This window comes from Microbacterium sp. Bi121, assembly GCF_918698005.1.
GTDB lineage: Bacteria > Actinomycetota > Actinomycetes > Actinomycetales > Microbacteriaceae > Microbacterium.
The window spans coordinates 308,408-323,716 of sequence record NZ_CAKKLJ010000001.1 but is presented as its reverse complement, the minus strand read 5'-3'; the positions used below and the strand labels follow the sequence as shown (position 1 = coordinate 323,716).

Here is a 15,309-nt window from a genome sequence, read left to right as displayed (position 1 = left end):
CGGCCCGGCGACCGGAGCGTATGGTCGTGACATGCGCGCGAGACCGGGAGTGGCGACAGCTGCACCGGTCTTCGCCGCCGCGGCGCTGATGTACACCGCGAACTGCGTGCTCGGGTCGGCTGTCGCGGCGAAGCTCATCGACACGAGCCGCTTTCGGTGGCTGCATCACGCGCTGTACATCGCCACCTGCACGGCCGCGGCCGCCGCACTCAGCGCGGCGTGGTGGGGCGAGCCGCGCCGCGTGAGCCGCTCCGCCGCGCTGGCTCTCGCACCTGCCGCTGTCCCCCTCACCGCAGTCGCCTTCGCGGGAACGCGCGGTCGTCGGCATCCGATCGTCGCGCTCAGTGCTGCCCCGTTCGTCATAGCGGGTCTCATTCGCGCGTACCGTCCCGATGACAGGAGCTGAACGATGGAACTACTCGATGCGATCCGCCGCCGAAAGACCACGAACGGCGCTTTCCTGCCCGACCCGGTCAGGGAGGAGGACCAGCGGATCCTGCTCGAGGCGGCCGGCCGTGCGCCGTCGCAGCTGAACAGTCAGCCCTGGCGTTTCGTGGTCATCGAGAGCCCCGAGACGATAGACGAGATCGCACGCATCTCGGGCGAGAGCATGACGGAGGCGATGTCGAACGGCACCTTCTTCGAGCGCTACAAGCCCTACTTCCGCTTCAGCCAGGCCGAGATGGACGACAAGCGCAGCGGGATGCTGTTCGACAAGCTGCCCGCGGCGCTCCGCCCCTTCACGGGGCAGGTGTTCACCAAGCGCGGGCAGAAGCTCATGAACGCGTTCGGCGTTCCTCCCACTCTCGGCGAGGAGAATCGCAAGCTCGTCGCCGGTTCGCCCCTGCTTCTCGGAGTGATGCTCGATCGCAGCGAGTACCGGCCGGGCGAGCTGTCGTCGTTCTACTCGGTGTTCAGCATGGGCGCTGCGATGGAGAACATCTGGCTCACCACCGTCGAGCTCGGCATGGGCATCCAATTCATCTCCTTCCCGATGGAGGTGCCAGGACGCTGGGACGAGATCGTCCGCCTGCTGCAGGTTCCGGACGAGCTGGAACTGATGGCGGTGTACCGGCTGGGGTATCTGCCGCCGGAGCAGCGCCGCCCCGCCATCGACTGGTCGAGCAGCCAGCGTCGGCTGGTGTCGCAGTACGTCTTCCGTGAGACGTGCGAGACGCCGCAGCAGGGCTGGGATGCTCCGCCCGCAGACGCCGGTCACTGACCGCCGTGACGCGGTCGGCTCTTCAGATCGCGTACAGCCGGTCCTTCGATGCGTGTGCCGTCCGGCGCGAAGCGCGAGGCGTGCAACGGGCAGTCCCAGGTGCATTCGGCGTCGTTCCAGTCCAGCACGCCGCCGAGGTGGGTGCACACCGCGTCGACCGCCCTGGTGACGCCGTCGACCGTGGAGACGCCCACCGGACGGCCTGACGTGTTCGCGACGACGCCGTGGCCCTCGGAGGGACGCGCGACCGGGACGGACGTCGATTCGGCATCCCTCCACCCTGATGCGAGCTCCGCGGCGACCTTGGCGCCTTCGATCGCGCCGCGCCCGAGATCGGCTGGCACGGTCAGGCGCGTGCCGATCGTCGTCATCCAGCGCGAGCGCTCATGGCGGGGCGTGCCGAGGATCTCGGCGGTGAGGCGCAGCGCTGCCGCCGGGGCGTTCGACAGTCCCCACTTCGCATAGCCGGTCGCGAATCGGATTCGCCCGAGGCTGCGGGGCATCGCTCCCACGAACGGGATCAGATTGTGCGACTCGTAGTCCTGCGCCGACCACCGGTGGGTCTCCTCCGCACCGGGGAAGAACCGCGTTGTCCATTCGATGAGATCCTCGACCGCTGCCTTCTCGCCGTCGGATCGACCGACAGGGTGGCCGTTGCCGCCCACGACGAGCTGGGCTGTTCCGGCGGGACCGTCGGAATCGGAGACCGGGCGGATCGACCGGGTCTGATCGTCGATCGAGATGAAGGTCGCCTCTGGAAGCCGGCCGGGAACGCGGAACGAGACGCAGTACGACCGCATTCCGCGGACCTTGGCGAAGTACAGACCGCGGTCGATCGTCGGAGTGCCGGTCGCGAGCACGACGTGGTCGGCGAACAGCGAACCCGCTGCCGTCTGAATCCGCGGGTGCGGCAGTGCGTGAGTGCCGATCACGCGAACGCCGGTGTGCAGCGTGCCTCCGGCTGCGAGCAGCTCGCCGACAAGCGCCTGCGCGACCCGGACGGGATCGATCGTCACCTGATCGTCCAGCGCGACGGCGCCCGCCGCCGGGAACGGCGATGTCGACAGGTCGCCCGCCGCCAGCATCCGCACGGGCAGCCCCGCCTCCCGAGCCGCATCATGGACGCGCTGCAGTGCATCCATTCCGTCGGTGCTCGCCGCATAGGAGTGGTCGGTCCGGCGCAGGTACGGGACGCCGGCCTCATCGGCGAACGACGTGAGCCACCGCATGCCGGCGCGATTGGCGTCCACGTACGCCCGGACGAGGGATGCGGGATGGTGACGGCGTATCCGAGACAGTCGATCCCCCTGGAGCACCGAGAGCTTGCCGGTGTTTCCGCCCGATGCGAGCTCGGCGATCGCCCCGGCCTCGACGACCGCGACGTCCCGGCCCTCGCGTGCGAGCATCACCGCGGTGGACAGGCCGGTGAGACCGGCGCCGACGACGATCACGTCATGGTGCGCGTCCGGTGCGAACGGTGTGCCCTGAGACGCGGAGGGGAGGGTTTTCCACAGCGGAGTCATGGCCCCAGTACACGGGGTCCCCGCTGCGACTCATACCGGCTTGACATCCGCGTTCTTCTGCGCCCCATCCCACCAGTCGAGCACCCGCGTGCCGATGAGGGTGAGCCAGCGCGACGGCTCGCCCTCCGCGACGTCGACATCGAACCACGTCCGTCCGGCGAGGGGAGTCGTCTGCAGCCAGGAGCCGGGAAGCGCAGTGCCGCCCTCCTGCCGCTTCGAGCGAACGAGTTCGACGGCATCCGCCAAGCGCTCGTCCGGCGCGGAACCCTCGAACACCGACGCCTCGCGGAAGTGGTCGAGCGCGGCCAGCGCGCTGTAGCGATGCCGATTCGGGTAGACGAATTCCGTCACGAAGTCACCGACGATCTCACCCGTGGATGCTCGTCGCATGAGCCCGCGCTCGAGCAGATACTCCTCGCCGCCGTGCCGCGCGTCTCTCATCGACAGGTCTCCTGTGATCCGTTCGTAGGCGAGGATGCCGCGCACCGCGTTCAGCGTCGAGTGGAACGACGACCGCACGGAGTCGCCCTCCTCCGCCTCGCAGTTCCACCCGCCGTCGGCGAGGCGGTGTTCGGGGAACCACGCCACCAGCCTCGACACGTCAGCTCCCAGCCACGCGCCTGAGGCGAGAGTGAACGCATTGATGCAGACGTCGACCTCGCCGCCCCAGAAGGGCATGTCGTCGTATTCCCAGTGACAGTTCGCCGCGAGCTTCTCGGCCGTGCCGGCGAGGGCCGCGGCATCCACACCCCATTCGCGCAGGTCCCTGAGCGACCAGCTCGTCGCGACCCACGGCTGGCCGGTGTCCTCACGTTCTGGGCTGTCGAAGAACCCGGCCGGGAAGTGCGCGCCGCCGGCCCACTGGCCGTCCGGGTCCTGCTTCGCGAGCAGCGCAGCGCCGAAACCCTCGGTCGCCACGCGCTCGCGCGTCGCCTGCCACACCTCCTCGGGGGCTCCGACCACGTCGCGTTCGACCTGCCATCGGATCGCGGGGTCGGAGTCGAGCAGCCATTCGAGTGTGCGCGCGTCGGTGACCATGCCCGGAACGATACGCCGCCGACTGCCGAAAGCGGAGGTGAGGCCCGGACTAGAGTTGCCGAGTGACCCTCCGCCGTCTGCTCCTCGTCATCGCGGGCGGGATGCTGGGCACCGCGGCCCGCCTCGGCATCGGGCTGCTGATTCCGAACGCGGGTCTGCTCCCGGTCGCCACGCTCGTCGCCAACGTCGCCGGAGCTCTGCTCATCGGCGTGCTCGCCGCGCGCCTTCCCTTCGACAGGCTCAGGGATCGAGGGGGCGACATCCGAGTGTTCCTCGGCACCGGCATCCTCGGCGGATTCACCACCTACAGCGCGTTCGCCGTCGGATCGGTTCAGCTGTGGACTGATGCCCCGCTCCTCGCCGTCCTCTACGTCGTGATGACTCTGGGAATCGGCCTGGCCGCAGCAGTGCTCGGCATGCGCTGGGGCAAGACGAAGCGCCGCGCATGACGCCGCTGATCTTCCTCCTGGCATCGATCGCCGGCGGCGTGGGCGCCGGCCTCCGCTACCTCGTCGACATCGGAGTCATGTCGCTGACCAGGGGCCGGTTCCCGTGGGGGATCGTCGTCGTGAACATCACGGGTGCCTTCGCGCTCGGAGTGGTGACGGCATCCATCCCCGACGCGGCGCTCGTGATCGGCGCCGGCCTCCTCGGCGGGTACACGACCTTCAGCACGGCGATGCTCGACGCCCTCGCGCTGTGGCGTGACGGCGAGAGGCCGGCCTCGATCGCGCACCTGTTCGGGACCTTCGCAGCATCCGTCGCCGCGGCACTCGCCGGGCTCGGCGTCGGCACGCTGGTCTGAGAGCGGCCGCACTCAGTCCGTCCACAGCAACCGTTCTGTACAAAAGTACATGTACAGACGTCCAGGAGGACCATGCCCGACTCGCCCCGTCGCAGACGCGACCCGGAGGCCCGCCGCAACGCCATCGTGCTCGCGGCCGCCGAGCTGATCGTCGAGGTCGGGGTCGACGCCATCACGCACCGCAAGGTCGCCGCACGCGCGGACGTCCCCCTCGGCGCCACGACCCAGTACTTCGCCACACTGGACGACCTCCGCGAGGCCGCGCTGCAACTTCTGGTCGCGCACGTCGAGGAGCAACTGCAGAGGATGCGCGATGCGCTCGCCGTCGACGGCTCGACACCCGCGGCGATCGCAGCCTTCCTGTCCGCGGCGATGGCGGACGCACCGGCGGTGCGCGCCGATCGCGCCGTCGTCACGGCCGCTGTGCACGACCCGAAGCTGCGCGAACTCGCCCGCACCCTGTCGCTCGAGCTCGTCGCGATCCTCGAGCCGGTCCACGGATCCGAGCGGGCCATGGCCGCGGCCGTCTTCCTCGACGGCGTACTGTGGCACTCGCAGATCAACGACGTTCCGCTGCCTCGTCACATCATCGAAACCGCACTCGCCGGCATCCTCGGCGACGACAGCCGCACCACTGATCGCACAACTGATCCGAGAGAGAACTAGCCGTGTCGAACCTCGCCGTCCTGAGCCTGCGCAACCGCGCGCTGATCGCGCTCATCACGATCGTCGCCGCCGTGTTCGGCGGTCTCGCGCTGACCAACCTCAAGCAGGAGCTCATCCCCTCGCTCGAGCTCCCATCGCTGGTCGTCATGACCACCTACCCCGGCGCCTCGCCCGAGGTCGTCGAGAACGACGTGTCCACGCCGATCGAGACGGCGATCCAGGGTGTGCCCGGTCTCGAGTCGACCAGTGCCACGAGCACGACGAACGCGTCGATCATCCAGGCCACGTTCACCTACGGTGAGAACCTCGCCACGGCAGAGCAGAAGATGCAGCAGGCGATCAACCGCATCTCCTCCCAGCTGCCTGAGGACGTCGAGCCGCAGGTGCTGTCGGTGTCGATCGACGATTTCCCGGTGATCCAGATCGCCGTGACCGGATTCGCCGACGCCGAGACAGCGCAGGCCGACCTCGAGAACGTCGCGATCCCCGCCCTCGAGGACGTGGACGGCGTCAACGCCGCCGAGATCGTCGGCGGGCTCGGTCAGCAGATCACCATCACCCCCGATCAGGCGAAGCTCGCCGCCGTCGGCGTCAGCAGCCAGGCGATCCGCGACGCGCTGCAGCAGAACGGCACCCTGTTCCCCGGCGGGGACATCACCGAGGACGGCCAGACCCTCACCGTCCAGACCGGCGCCAAGATCGCCTCGGTCGATGAGATCGCAGCCCTTCCGCTCGTCGGGACGCGTATTTCAGGCACGGATGTCGCAGGTGCGCCTGCGACGATCGCCGATGTTGCGACCGTCGAACTCGGCACAGAGCCCGTCAGCTCGATCTCGCGCGTCAACGGCGAGGACGCCCTGTCGATCTCGATCACCAAGCTGCCGGCCGCCAACACCGTCGAGGTCTCCGACGGCGTGATCTCCGCGATCGACGACCTCAAGGCGAGCTTCCCCGACGCGAAGTTCACGGTCGTCTTCGATCAGGCGCCGTTCATCGTCCAGTCGATCGACACACTGGCCACCGAGGGTCTGCTCGGACTCGTTTTCGCCGTCATCGTCATCCTCGTGTTCCTGCTGTCGATCCGTTCGACGATCGTCACCGCGATCTCGATCCCGACGAGCGTGCTCATCACATTCATCGGCCTGCAGGCGTTCGGATATTCGCTGAACGTGCTCACCCTCGGCGCACTGACGATCGCGATCGGCCGCGTGGTCGACGACTCGATCGTCGTGATCGAGAACATCAAGAGGCACTACGTCGGCGATGCCGACAAGGGCGATGCGATCCGGCTCGCGGTGCGCGAGGTGGCTGCGGCCATCACGGCATCCACCATCACGACCGTCGCCGTCTTCCTGCCGATCGTGTTCGTCGGCGACATGGTCGGCGAGCTGTTCCGGCCGTTCGCGATGACCGTCACGATCGCGATGGTCGCCTCGCTCCTGGTCGCGCTGACGATCGTGCCGGTGCTCGCCTACTGGTTCCTGCGGCCCGGCAAGGAGCTCAAGGACGAGAGCGGCGAGGTCATCGATCCAGAGCATCCGGATGCTCCGCCCACAGCCCTTCAGCGCGGATACCGTCCGATCCTCACCTGGACGCTCAAGCACTCCGGTCTCACCGTGATCATCGCCGTGGTCGTGCTCGGCGCTACGCTCGCCGCGGCCCCGCTGATGAAGATCAACTTCCTCAGCGACACCGGCCAGAACACCATGACCGTCACGCAGGACCTCGGCCCGACCGCGAGCCTGGCGGCCAAGGACGAGGCCGCAGCGGTCGTCGAGGACGCGCTCGAGGGCATCGACGGCATCGAGAACGTGCAGGTGTCGATCGGTTCGAGCGGCTCGGCGCTGCGCGATGCGTTCTCCGGCGGGGCCGGCGTGACGTACTCGATCATGACCTCGTCAGGCGCCGATCAGGAGAAGCTCCGCGCTGACGTCCTGGACGCCGTGGAAGACCTCGAGGGCGTCGGCGAGATCAGCGTCGCGGCCTCGGCCGGGTTCGGCTCCACCGACATCGAGGTCGACATCACCGCCCCGAACGGCGAGGCGCTCGCCGAGGCGACGGATGCCGTGATGGCAGAGCTCGACGGACGCGACGGCATCGGCCAGGTCACGGACAACCTCGCGGCATCCCTGCCGTACATCGCCGTCGTGGTCGATCGTGAAGCAGCAGCCGAGCGCGGTCTGTCGGAGGTCGCGGTGGGTTCGCTCGTCTCGAGCACGATGCGTCCGCAGCAGATCGGCAGCGTCGAGCTCGACGACACCGCGCTCACGGTCTACCTCGCGGCATCCGAGCCTCCGGCGACGATCGACGACCTCCGCACTCTGACGATCCCGACGGCGACCGGGCTCATCGAGTTGCAGGACGTCGCATCTGTCGATCAGGCCGAGGGGCCGACGTCGATCACCACGGAGCAGGGGCGCCGCACGGCCACCATCACGGTGCCGCCGTCGTCGGACAACCTCGCCACCGCGACGGCATCCGTGAACGCGGCTCTCGAGGCCGTGGATCTGCCGGACGGAGCCTCCGCCGAGGTCGGCGGTGTGGCCTCGCAGCAGGCCGACTCGTTCTCGCAGCTGGGGCTCGCGATGCTCGCGGCGATCCTGATCGTCTATGTCGTGATGGTCGCGACCTTCAAGTCGCTGCGCCAGCCGCTGCTGCTGCTCGTCTCGGTTCCGTTCGCGGCGACCGGTGCGATCCTGCTGCAGATCGTCACGGGTGTGCCGCTCGGTGTCGCATCCCTGATCGGCGTGCTCATGCTGATCGGCATCGTGGTCACGAACGCGATCGTGCTCGTCGACCTCGTGAACCAGTATCGCGAGAAGGGTCTGTCGACCGCTGAGGCCGTGATGGCCGGCGGCGAGAAGCGCCTGCGGCCGATCCTCATGACGGCGCTCGCGACGATCTTCGCGCTGACGCCGATGGCGCTCGGGATCACCGGTCACGGCGGATTCATCTCGCAGCCGCTCGCGATCGTCGTCATCGGCGGCCTGGTGTCCTCGACCGTGCTGACGCTGATCGTGCTGCCGACGCTCTACAACCTCGTCGAGGGTGCGCGTGAGCGTCGCAGGGCGCGGAAGGCGGGACCGGATGCCGGTACCGCAGAGTCCGGCGACGACCCGGCGCCGGAGGACCCCGAGCACCCGCTCACGCGTCGCGAGTTGCGCGAGCACCACGCGTAGCGGGAGGCGCCTTCGACTCGTCGCCTCCGGCTCCTCGCTCAGCCGAGCTCGATGCCCCATTCGAGCGTCCACGTCTCGCCAGGCGCGAGGCGCCGGACGCCGAGTCCGCTGTTGAACGCATCGGCCGGAGCCGTCATCGGCTCGATCGCGACGGCGAGCTCCTGCCCGGGGTAACCCGTGCTCGTGTACACCTGCACGTAGTCGAATCCTTCGCCCTGCCACAGCGTCAGACGGCGGCCGTCCGGCGCGGTGAGGGTGTGCCGCGCGCGGCCGTCGGCGTCGCGGGAGAGCTCGGTGAACCCGGTGTCGAGTGCGACGTCTCCGAGGCGCACACCCTCGCGCAGGGACTCCGGCGCGGGCGAGGTGCCGGTCGGCAGCATCCGCTCGTCGGTGTCGAATCGGGTCGCAGCCGGAACACGCAGCACGAGGTCGTGCGGATCGGCATCGCCGATCGTGACGAACGGGTGCGTCCCGAGTGCGACCGGCGCGCTCTCGCCGGAGCGGTTCGTGAGCGAGTGCGTGACGTGGATGCCGGCATCCGTCAGCGCGTAGTGCACCGTGGTCTCGACGAGGTACGGATAGCCGGTCTGCGGAACGACCGCTGCCGCGAGCGTGATCGCGTCGTCATCCTGTGCGGCGATCTCGTAGGCCGTGAACCGGAGCAGCCCGTGGCTGGCGTTGTTCAGCTTCGGCTCGGTGATCGCGAGCTGCCGCACGTCCGCGCCGTCCTGCCAGACGCCGTCGCGGACGCGGTTCGGCCATGGCGCGAGCACGATGCCGGACGCCATCGGCGTCGGCCGATCCGCGGGGTACGGCGGCACGAGATCGACGTCATCGATGGTGAGATGCCGCAGCGACGCGCCGACCTGCGCGATCTGCGCGGTCACGGTCCCGTGTCGCAGGTGAAGCTGGATGCCGGTGGGGGAGGTGACAGCACGATCGACGGACATGGGGCAATCGTATGACCAGGCGAGGGCAGGGGGATTCCCAGGAGCGGCCTGTAGACTCCTCATGTCGGCTTCGGGCACCCGCGATCTCGCGGGAAGTTCTGAATCAAGTGTGAGCCCAGGGGCCGATGGTTCATAAACCATCACATGAATGGCCCCGGCCGATGGATGCTCGGGTATGTCCGCCGTGCGCTGATCTCTGTGCGCCGCCTGCGGATGCTGTTCTCGTGTCAGAGACAGTCAGGAAACACCATGCCCAAGAATGGCAAGCCCAAGGGCGGTCGCCCGTCCCGCAACTTCGAGCCGCGCTTCGCGAAGAAGACGTCGTTCCACGACCGTCACGCTGGTGGCCGGCCGGCAGCAGGTCGTCCGGATCGCGACGCTCGCGACGGCCGCGACGCACGCACGGATGCCGGCGACCGCGGCTTCTCCTCCGACCGCAGCCGCACGTCCGATCGCGGTTTCGACCGCCGCCCCGGCAGCAAGAGCCCCAGCCACCGCGGCTACCGCCCTGCCGATTCCGAGAGCGGCGCTCCGAAGCGCCGCTGGTCGGATCAGGACCGCGCCGGGCGCGACGAGGCCCGCGGCATCCGCGGTCGCGCCGTGTCCGGACGCCGTGAGGCACCGCACCATCGCGACGAGCGGTCGCAGGATTCGCGTGGCTCCTACGGCGAGCGTCCGCGCTACAACAACGACCGTCCGGCGGGCGAGCGTCGCTACGACGACCGTCCCCGTCGCGACGAACGCGGCGGCGACCGTCCGCGTTTCCAGGGGGATCGCCCGCGCTTCAACAGCGAACGGAACGAGCGCCCTCGCTACAACGACGATCGTGGTGGCGACCGTCGTCCGTTCAACCGGGATGAGCGTCCGGCTCGCGACGACCGTCGTCCTTTCAACGATCGCAACGATCGTGGTGGCGACCGTCGTCCGTTCAACCGCGATGAGCGTCCGGCCCGTGACGACCGTCGTCCATTCACGAGCGACCGCGACGAGCGCCCGCGTCAGAACGGCGAGCGTCCTCGCTTCAACCGCGACGACCGTCCCCGTCGTGACGACCGCGGCTCGAACGACCGCCCCCGCCGCGACGACCGCGCGCAGCGCCCGAGCCGCGACGACTGGAACAAGCAGGCTCCTGCCAAGCGCTTCGAGCCGACCGAGGACGTCGTCCATGAGCGTCTGAAGGCGAACGTCGTCGCAGCGCCCGAGGTCGAAGGAACCACGTTCGCCGATCTCGGACTCGGTTCGAACATCGTCGAGACGCTGAAGAACATGGGCGCAGAGTCCCCGTTCCCGATCCAGGCCGCGACGATCCCGTCGATCCTCGAGGCGCGCGACGTGCTCGGCCGTGGACGCACCGGCTCCGGCAAGACCATCGCCTTCGGCGCCCCGCTCGTCGAGAGCATCCTGAAGGCGCAGGCGGGCAAGCGCCGCGAGTTCGGTCGCAACCCGCAGGCGATCATCCTGGCTCCGACGCGTGAGCTCGCGCTGCAGATCGACCGCACTGTGCAGCCGATCGCCCGCAGCGTCGGCCTGTTCACCACGCAGATCTACGGCGGCGTTCCGCAGGCCCGTCAGGTCGGTGCGCTGAAGAAGGGCGTCGACATCGTGATCGGCACCCCCGGCCGCATCGAGGACCTCATCAACCAGGGCAAGCTCGACCTGTCGGACTGCCGCATCGCCGTCCTCGACGAGGCCGACCACATGTGCGAGCTCGGATTCGTCGAGCCGGTGCAGCGCATCCTGCGCCACACCCGGGAGGGCAGCCAGAAGCTGCTGTTCTCGGCGACGCTCGACCGCGAGGTCGCAGCGCTCGTCGACGAGTTCCTCGTCGACCCGGCGGTGTACGAGGTCGCGGGTGAGGACCAGGACTCCAGCACCATCGACCACCGCGTGCTCGTGATCGACCACCGCGACAAGGCCGAGATCCTCACCTCGATGGTCGACCGCGATGGCAAGACGCTCGTCTTCGCGCGCACCCGCGCATTCGCCGAGATGCTCGCAGAGCAGTTCGAGGATGCCGGCATCCCGGCCGTCTCGCTGCACGGTGACCTGAATCAGGCCAAGCGCACACGCAACCTGCAGAAGATGACCTCGGGTCGAGTAAACGTGCTCGTGGCGACAGATGTCGCGGCACGCGGCATCCACGTCGACGACATCGATCTGGTGATCCAGGCCGATGCTCCGGACGAGTACAAGACATACATGCACCGCTCCGGCCGTACCGGTCGCGCGGGCCGCACCGGCCGCGTCGTCACGCTCATCACCCGTCAGCGCGAGCGTCGCATGAGCGAGCTGCTCAGCCGTGCGGAGATCGATGCACCGTTCGAGCAGGCGCGTCTCGGCGACGACATCCTCGAAGAGGTCGCAGGACGGATGCCGAGCTCGGCCGAGCTCACGGCCTGATCGCCGTCAGCACGCGCACCCCGCTCTCACACGGCGGAGTGCGCGTGCACGGCCGAGCTCAGCGTCGTGCCGTTGAGGTCGAGGTACAGCTGCCGCTCGGTGACGGTCAGGGTGACGGTGCTGCGCCGCTCGAGCAGGCGAACCGCGTCGTCGATGAAACCGGGGTCGAAGCTGAACACCTCGATGGCCTCGGCGTTGTGGATCCGCTTGCCGGCCCACGGGGCGATGACCTTCGCCGGATCGCGATGCGTGTAGACGGCGACGCGATCAGCGAGCCTGCTGCCGTGATGCAGCCGTTCGGCGTCGGGTGCTCCGACCTCGATCCACGCCGTGACCGCGCCGGTGAGGTCGCGGACGATCACCGCCGGCTCATCGGCCTGTGAGATGCCCTCGCCGAAGGCGATCCCCTCGGTGTACTCGAGGCAGTACGCGAGCAGACGCGTCACCATGTACGCGTCGGTCTCGGACGGATGCCGCGCCACGCGCAGCGTCAGGTCGTCGTAGACCCCGCGGTCCATGTCGGCCAGCTGCACCGCGAACGTGTAGATCGTCGAACCGATTGCCATGATCATCGAGCCTACGCGCCGCCGGGCTTCGACGCCCCGTCTTGTCATCGAGGAATCTAGACGCGAACCTGGGCGATGACTTCGCCGAATTCCGTCTCTCCGACCGGTTCAAATCCCATGTTGCGGAAGAAAGCGTCCGGGCCGGGCTCGCCGGCTTCGTACATGACGTTGACGTGGTCGAACCCGCGTTTGCGCGCTTCCTCTTTCAGTTTTTCCACAGCGAAGCGGCCGATCCCCCGGCGCTGTTCCTCGGCGTCGACGTTGATGCGCCAGAGTACGGAGCGGAAGTGCTCGTAGGGGGCGTCGGTTTCGAAGTTCGCGCTGAGAAAGCCGACGACTTGGTCGCCGTCGAGTACGACCCGCTGCCATGACGTGAGCGGGTTCACTACCGTGGCGGCGATGCCGTAGCTCACAGGGGAGAGAAACTCCTCTTGCCCGGGCTTCAGCGACATGTTGTTTACATCGACGATTGTCGAGGGGGAAAGCTCGACAAGTTGGAGCATCCTCCTCATCTCCTCTCTGCGTTGATCGGCGGACATTCAGCTCTCCGCGGGAGCGTGCCAGGCGCGGCCCGGAGCCCTCCGGTGGGGCTCCGGGCGCTTGATGAAGGTCATGACCGGTCCGGGGGTGATCGAACTCTCGATATGACCCTCGCAATCGCGAGTCGATCGAGGGAACGCCATCGGGGGTTCCTGTCGCGGACCCGGGAAACGTGATCGTATGGCGGGTCGGGGAGAGTTCCAAGGATGACGCGATCACCGAAGCCGGAGGCGGTCATGATCGCCGCGAACTGGGCCTGCACCCACTCTCGGTCCTGCAGCAGTAACTCGAGGGTGGCCTGTTGGGTAGCCGCGGTGGTATCGGCGGCCGTTGCGGTGGTGTCGGGGATCATGTATTCACCTCCCGTCGGGACTGGAGAGTGCGATTCGGAGAGTGCGCTCCGGTCACGCGTTGATGCTCTTGGCCTCCTTCCTCTGGATGGCGTCCCGGCTGTTGACGTTGATCTTGCGAGGCTTGGCCTGTTCCGCAATGGGGATCCGCAGCCGCAGCACGCCGGCGGTGTAGTCCGCGTCGACCTTCTCGGTATCCAGCGCATCCCCGAGCACCAGCTGGCGACTGAAGACGCCCCATGGGCGCTCCGCCGCCACGGTATTGGCTGCGTCGGGGATGTGGCTGAGTCGCTCCGCCGTGATCGTGAGGACATTGCGCTCCACATCGATATCCAGCTTCTCCGAATCGATACCGGGGAGGTCGAGCTCAACTACGAACTCATCTCCCTCGCGCCACGCGTCCAGGGGCATACCGGATGGCCGGGCGACCGTTCCGAACACCTGCTGTGTGAGCCGGTCGAGGTCACGGAATGGGTCATGTTGCAACAGCATTTCTGTATCTCCTCCATTTCACTGTGGTGTTGTGGACCACTCGATAATCTGTGTTGAGTGGTATAGGTTTTATACCTCCAGGCACACAGGTAATGCAAGCCGGAAGGACGAGATACTTTGGATGACGCATCGGAGACGTTGAGCGCGCGTGGCGTGTACGGCATCACCGTCGCCGCAGAGCTCGTCGGCGTCGGCGAACAAACCTTGCGACTGTATGAACGCAAAGGCCTGCTCGAGCCCAGCCGCACCCCCGGCGGAACCCGCCGTTACAGCGAAGATGACCTGTCCATCCTTCGACGAGTGATCGAGTTGCTCGACGCCGGCGTGAACCTCGTCGGCGCCCGCCACGTGCTCGCACTAGAGGCTGCCAATCGCCTTCTACGCGCCCAGCTGGACGAGGCCGAAGAGCGAGCCGACGACGATTCTCAACGCGCCGAGACAGTCGAATGACGGGTCAGAACAGCATCGGCTGCGCCGGCGGAGCGGTGGGCGTCAGTACAGCCGGTCTCGTCAACTGCCTCGTCGGGTAGGCGTCATCGGAGTGCCGTGCTTCGAGCCCATGGGCGCGGATCAGCGGCCGGATCCGCTTCGCCAGCCACTGCCGGTACGCCTTGGGAGCATCGGCGGCGGCGCCGGGGTAGAGCCCGCCATACGAGGACATCAGCTCGGGATGCTCGCGCTCCAGCCACTGCATGAACCAGGGCTTCACCCCGGCACGGAGGTGCAGAGCGCCGTAGATCACGTGGTCGGCGCCGGAGTCCTTGATCCGCCGGAGCGCGTGGTCGATGTGTTCGACCGAGTCGGTCAGATGCGGCAGGACCGGCATGAGGAACACGCTGACGCGGAATCCGGCACCAGCCAGCGCGCGAACGGTGTCCAGGCGCGCCTGGGTCGACGGGGTCCCCGGTTCGATGGAGTGCTGCAGCTCGTCGTCGTACATCGCGATCGACATCGAGATGTCGACGGGTACGGACCTGGCGGCTTCCACCAGCAGCGGGATGTCTCGCCGGATCAGCGTGCCCTTGGTGAGGATGGACATCGGGGTGCCGGACTCGGCCAGGGCGCGGATTATGTCCGGCATGAGCCGGTAGCGGCCCTCTGCCCGCTGATACGGGTCGGTGTTCGTCCCCAGTGCCACCGTCTCGTGGTTCCAGGAGCCCCGCCGCAGCTCGCGCTGCAGCACCTCCGCCACGTTCGTCTTCACGACGATCTGCGAGTCGAAGTCCGTGCCGCCGTCGAGGTCGAGGTACTGATGCGTTCCGCGGGCGAAGCAATAGGTGCAGGCATGAGAGCATCCGCGGTACGGGTTGATCGTCCAGCTGAACGGCATCCGCGATCCGCCAGGAACATGATTCAGCGCCGACTTCGCAAGCACTTCGTGGAAGGTCATGTCCGCGAACTCGGGTGTCGTCACGGAGCGCACGATGCCGGTGCGATTCTCGAGGCCGGGCAGCGCCGCGGCATCCGCATCGTCGATCGTCTGTCCCTGCCACCGCATACGGCCATTCGAACAAAACGGCGAGATAAAGTCAATCAGGTTTAAGAAATATGTTCGATTCGAGTTAAGCAAGAATGGAA

15 protein-coding genes are annotated in these 15,309 nt (G+C 67.7%); 8 read left to right on the top strand and 7 right to left on the bottom strand.

The genetic code is table 11. The features are described 5' to 3' along the window. Positions 1-31: 31 nt before the first annotated feature. Together LQZ87_RS01560 and LQZ87_RS01555 are read left to right on the top strand one after the other, a co-directional pair. A complete protein-coding gene (locus tag LQZ87_RS01560) occupies positions 32-406 on the top strand; it encodes a hypothetical protein (protein WP_230101681.1) in 375 nt (124 codons plus the stop codon). 3 nt (positions 407-409) lie between these two features. After that, on the top strand, positions 410-1,222 hold the full coding sequence (locus tag LQZ87_RS01555) for a nitroreductase family protein (RefSeq protein WP_230101680.1): 813 nt from the start codon (positions 410-412) through the stop codon (positions 1,220-1,222). Here LQZ87_RS01555 and LQZ87_RS01550 read toward each other — a convergent pair. Then, a complete protein-coding gene (locus tag LQZ87_RS01550; RefSeq protein ID WP_230101679.1) occupies positions 1,216-2,745 on the bottom strand; it encodes an FAD-dependent oxidoreductase in 1,530 nt (509 codons plus the stop codon). The two genes, LQZ87_RS01555 and LQZ87_RS01550, sit on opposite strands and share 7 nt — an antisense overlap. A gap of 30 nt (positions 2,746-2,775) precedes the next feature. After that, positions 2,776-3,783, bottom strand: a complete 1,008-nt coding sequence (locus LQZ87_RS01545) for a squalene cyclase (RefSeq protein ID WP_230101678.1) — start codon at positions 3,781-3,783, stop codon at positions 2,776-2,778. Positions 3,784-3,845: 62 nt separating this feature from the next. On the opposite strand from LQZ87_RS01545, the gene LQZ87_RS01540 reads away from it, so the two are divergent. The 4 genes from LQZ87_RS01540 to LQZ87_RS01525 all read left to right on the top strand — a co-directional run bounded on the left by LQZ87_RS01540 (position 3,846) and on the right by LQZ87_RS01525 (position 8,433). Further along, on the top strand, positions 3,846-4,232 hold the full coding sequence (locus LQZ87_RS01540) for a CrcB family protein (protein WP_230101677.1): 387 nt from the start codon (positions 3,846-3,848) through the stop codon (positions 4,230-4,232). Next, positions 4,229-4,588, top strand: a complete 360-nt coding sequence (locus LQZ87_RS01535; RefSeq protein WP_230101676.1) for a CrcB family protein — start codon at positions 4,229-4,231, stop codon at positions 4,586-4,588. Before LQZ87_RS01540 ends, LQZ87_RS01535 begins: the two co-directional genes overlap by 4 nt. A 72-nt stretch (positions 4,589-4,660) precedes the next feature. Then, positions 4,661-5,254, top strand: coding sequence for a TetR family transcriptional regulator (locus LQZ87_RS01530; protein ID WP_230101675.1), 594 nt, complete (start codon positions 4,661-4,663; stop codon positions 5,252-5,254). Between the two features lie 2 nt (positions 5,255-5,256). Next, entirely contained in the window at positions 5,257-8,433 is a 3,177-nt protein-coding gene (locus LQZ87_RS01525) for an efflux RND transporter permease subunit (RefSeq protein ID WP_230101674.1), read from the top strand. Between the two features lie 38 nt (positions 8,434-8,471). On the opposite strand, the gene LQZ87_RS01520 is transcribed toward LQZ87_RS01525, so the two are convergent. Then, positions 8,472-9,383, bottom strand: a complete 912-nt coding sequence (locus LQZ87_RS01520; RefSeq protein WP_230101673.1) for an aldose 1-epimerase family protein — start codon at positions 9,381-9,383, stop codon at positions 8,472-8,474. 249 nt (positions 9,384-9,632) lie between these two features. On the opposite strand from LQZ87_RS01520, the gene LQZ87_RS01515 reads away from it, so the two are divergent. Beyond that, positions 9,633-11,783, top strand: coding sequence for a DEAD/DEAH box helicase (locus LQZ87_RS01515; RefSeq protein ID WP_230101672.1), 2,151 nt, complete (start codon positions 9,633-9,635; stop codon positions 11,781-11,783). 26 nt (positions 11,784-11,809) lie between these two features. On the opposite strand, the gene LQZ87_RS01510 is transcribed toward LQZ87_RS01515, so the two are convergent. The 3 genes from LQZ87_RS01510 to LQZ87_RS01500 all read right to left on the bottom strand — a co-directional run bounded on the left by LQZ87_RS01510 (position 11,810) and on the right by LQZ87_RS01500 (position 13,731). Beyond that, positions 11,810-12,349 (bottom strand): YaeQ family protein, encoded by a 540-nt coding sequence (locus LQZ87_RS01510; RefSeq protein ID WP_230101671.1) that lies wholly within the window; start codon positions 12,347-12,349, stop codon positions 11,810-11,812. 56 nt (positions 12,350-12,405) lie between these two features. Then, entirely contained in the window at positions 12,406-12,852 is a 447-nt protein-coding gene (locus tag LQZ87_RS01505; protein WP_230101670.1) for a GNAT family N-acetyltransferase, read from the bottom strand. A 441-nt stretch (positions 12,853-13,293) separates the two neighbouring features. Beyond that, positions 13,294-13,731 carry an Hsp20/alpha crystallin family protein gene (locus LQZ87_RS01500; protein WP_230101669.1) on the bottom strand — a complete coding sequence of 146 codons (438 nt, stop codon included), beginning with the start codon at positions 13,729-13,731 and terminating at the stop codon, positions 13,294-13,296. 153 nt (positions 13,732-13,884) lie between these two features. Here LQZ87_RS01500 and LQZ87_RS01495 point away from each other — a divergent pair, with 153 nt between their 5' ends. Then, positions 13,885-14,181, top strand: coding sequence for a MerR family transcriptional regulator (locus LQZ87_RS01495; RefSeq protein WP_230101668.1), 297 nt, complete (start codon positions 13,885-13,887; stop codon positions 14,179-14,181). Positions 14,182-14,185: 4 nt separating this feature from the next. Here LQZ87_RS01495 and LQZ87_RS01490 read toward each other — a convergent pair whose 3' ends face one another. Beyond that, a complete protein-coding gene (locus LQZ87_RS01490) occupies positions 14,186-15,229 on the bottom strand; it encodes an Rv2578c family radical SAM protein (protein ID WP_230101667.1) in 1,044 nt (347 codons plus the stop codon). Between the last annotated feature and the right edge of the window lie 80 nt (positions 15,230-15,309).

Coding starts and splice junctions, on each gene's coding strand:
- LQZ87_RS01560 (WP_230101681.1), top strand. CDS start 32: ATGCGCGCGAGACCGGGAGTGGCGACAGCTGCACCGGTCTTCGCCGCC.
- LQZ87_RS01555 (WP_230101680.1), top strand. CDS start 410: ATGGAACTACTCGATGCGATCCGCCGCCGAAAGACCACGAACGGCGCT.
- LQZ87_RS01550 (WP_230101679.1), bottom strand. CDS start 2,745: ATGACTCCGCTGTGGAAAACCCTCCCCTCCGCGTCTCAGGGCACACCG.
- LQZ87_RS01545 (WP_230101678.1), bottom strand. CDS start 3,783: ATGGTCACCGACGCGCGCACACTCGAATGGCTGCTCGACTCCGACCCC.
- LQZ87_RS01535 (WP_230101676.1), top strand. CDS start 4,229: ATGACGCCGCTGATCTTCCTCCTGGCATCGATCGCCGGCGGCGTGGGC.
- LQZ87_RS01530 (WP_230101675.1), top strand. CDS start 4,661: ATGCCCGACTCGCCCCGTCGCAGACGCGACCCGGAGGCCCGCCGCAAC.
- LQZ87_RS01520 (WP_230101673.1), bottom strand. CDS start 9,383: ATGTCCGTCGATCGTGCTGTCACCTCCCCCACCGGCATCCAGCTTCAC.
- LQZ87_RS01515 (WP_230101672.1), top strand. CDS start 9,633: ATGCCCAAGAATGGCAAGCCCAAGGGCGGTCGCCCGTCCCGCAACTTC.
- LQZ87_RS01510 (WP_230101671.1), bottom strand. CDS start 12,349: ATGGCAATCGGTTCGACGATCTACACGTTCGCGGTGCAGCTGGCCGAC.
- LQZ87_RS01505 (WP_230101670.1), bottom strand. CDS start 12,852: ATGCTCCAACTTGTCGAGCTTTCCCCCTCGACAATCGTCGATGTAAAC.
- LQZ87_RS01500 (WP_230101669.1), bottom strand. CDS start 13,731: ATGCTGTTGCAACATGACCCATTCCGTGACCTCGACCGGCTCACACAG.
- LQZ87_RS01490 (WP_230101667.1), bottom strand. CDS start 15,229: ATGCGGTGGCAGGGACAGACGATCGACGATGCGGATGCCGCGGCGCTG.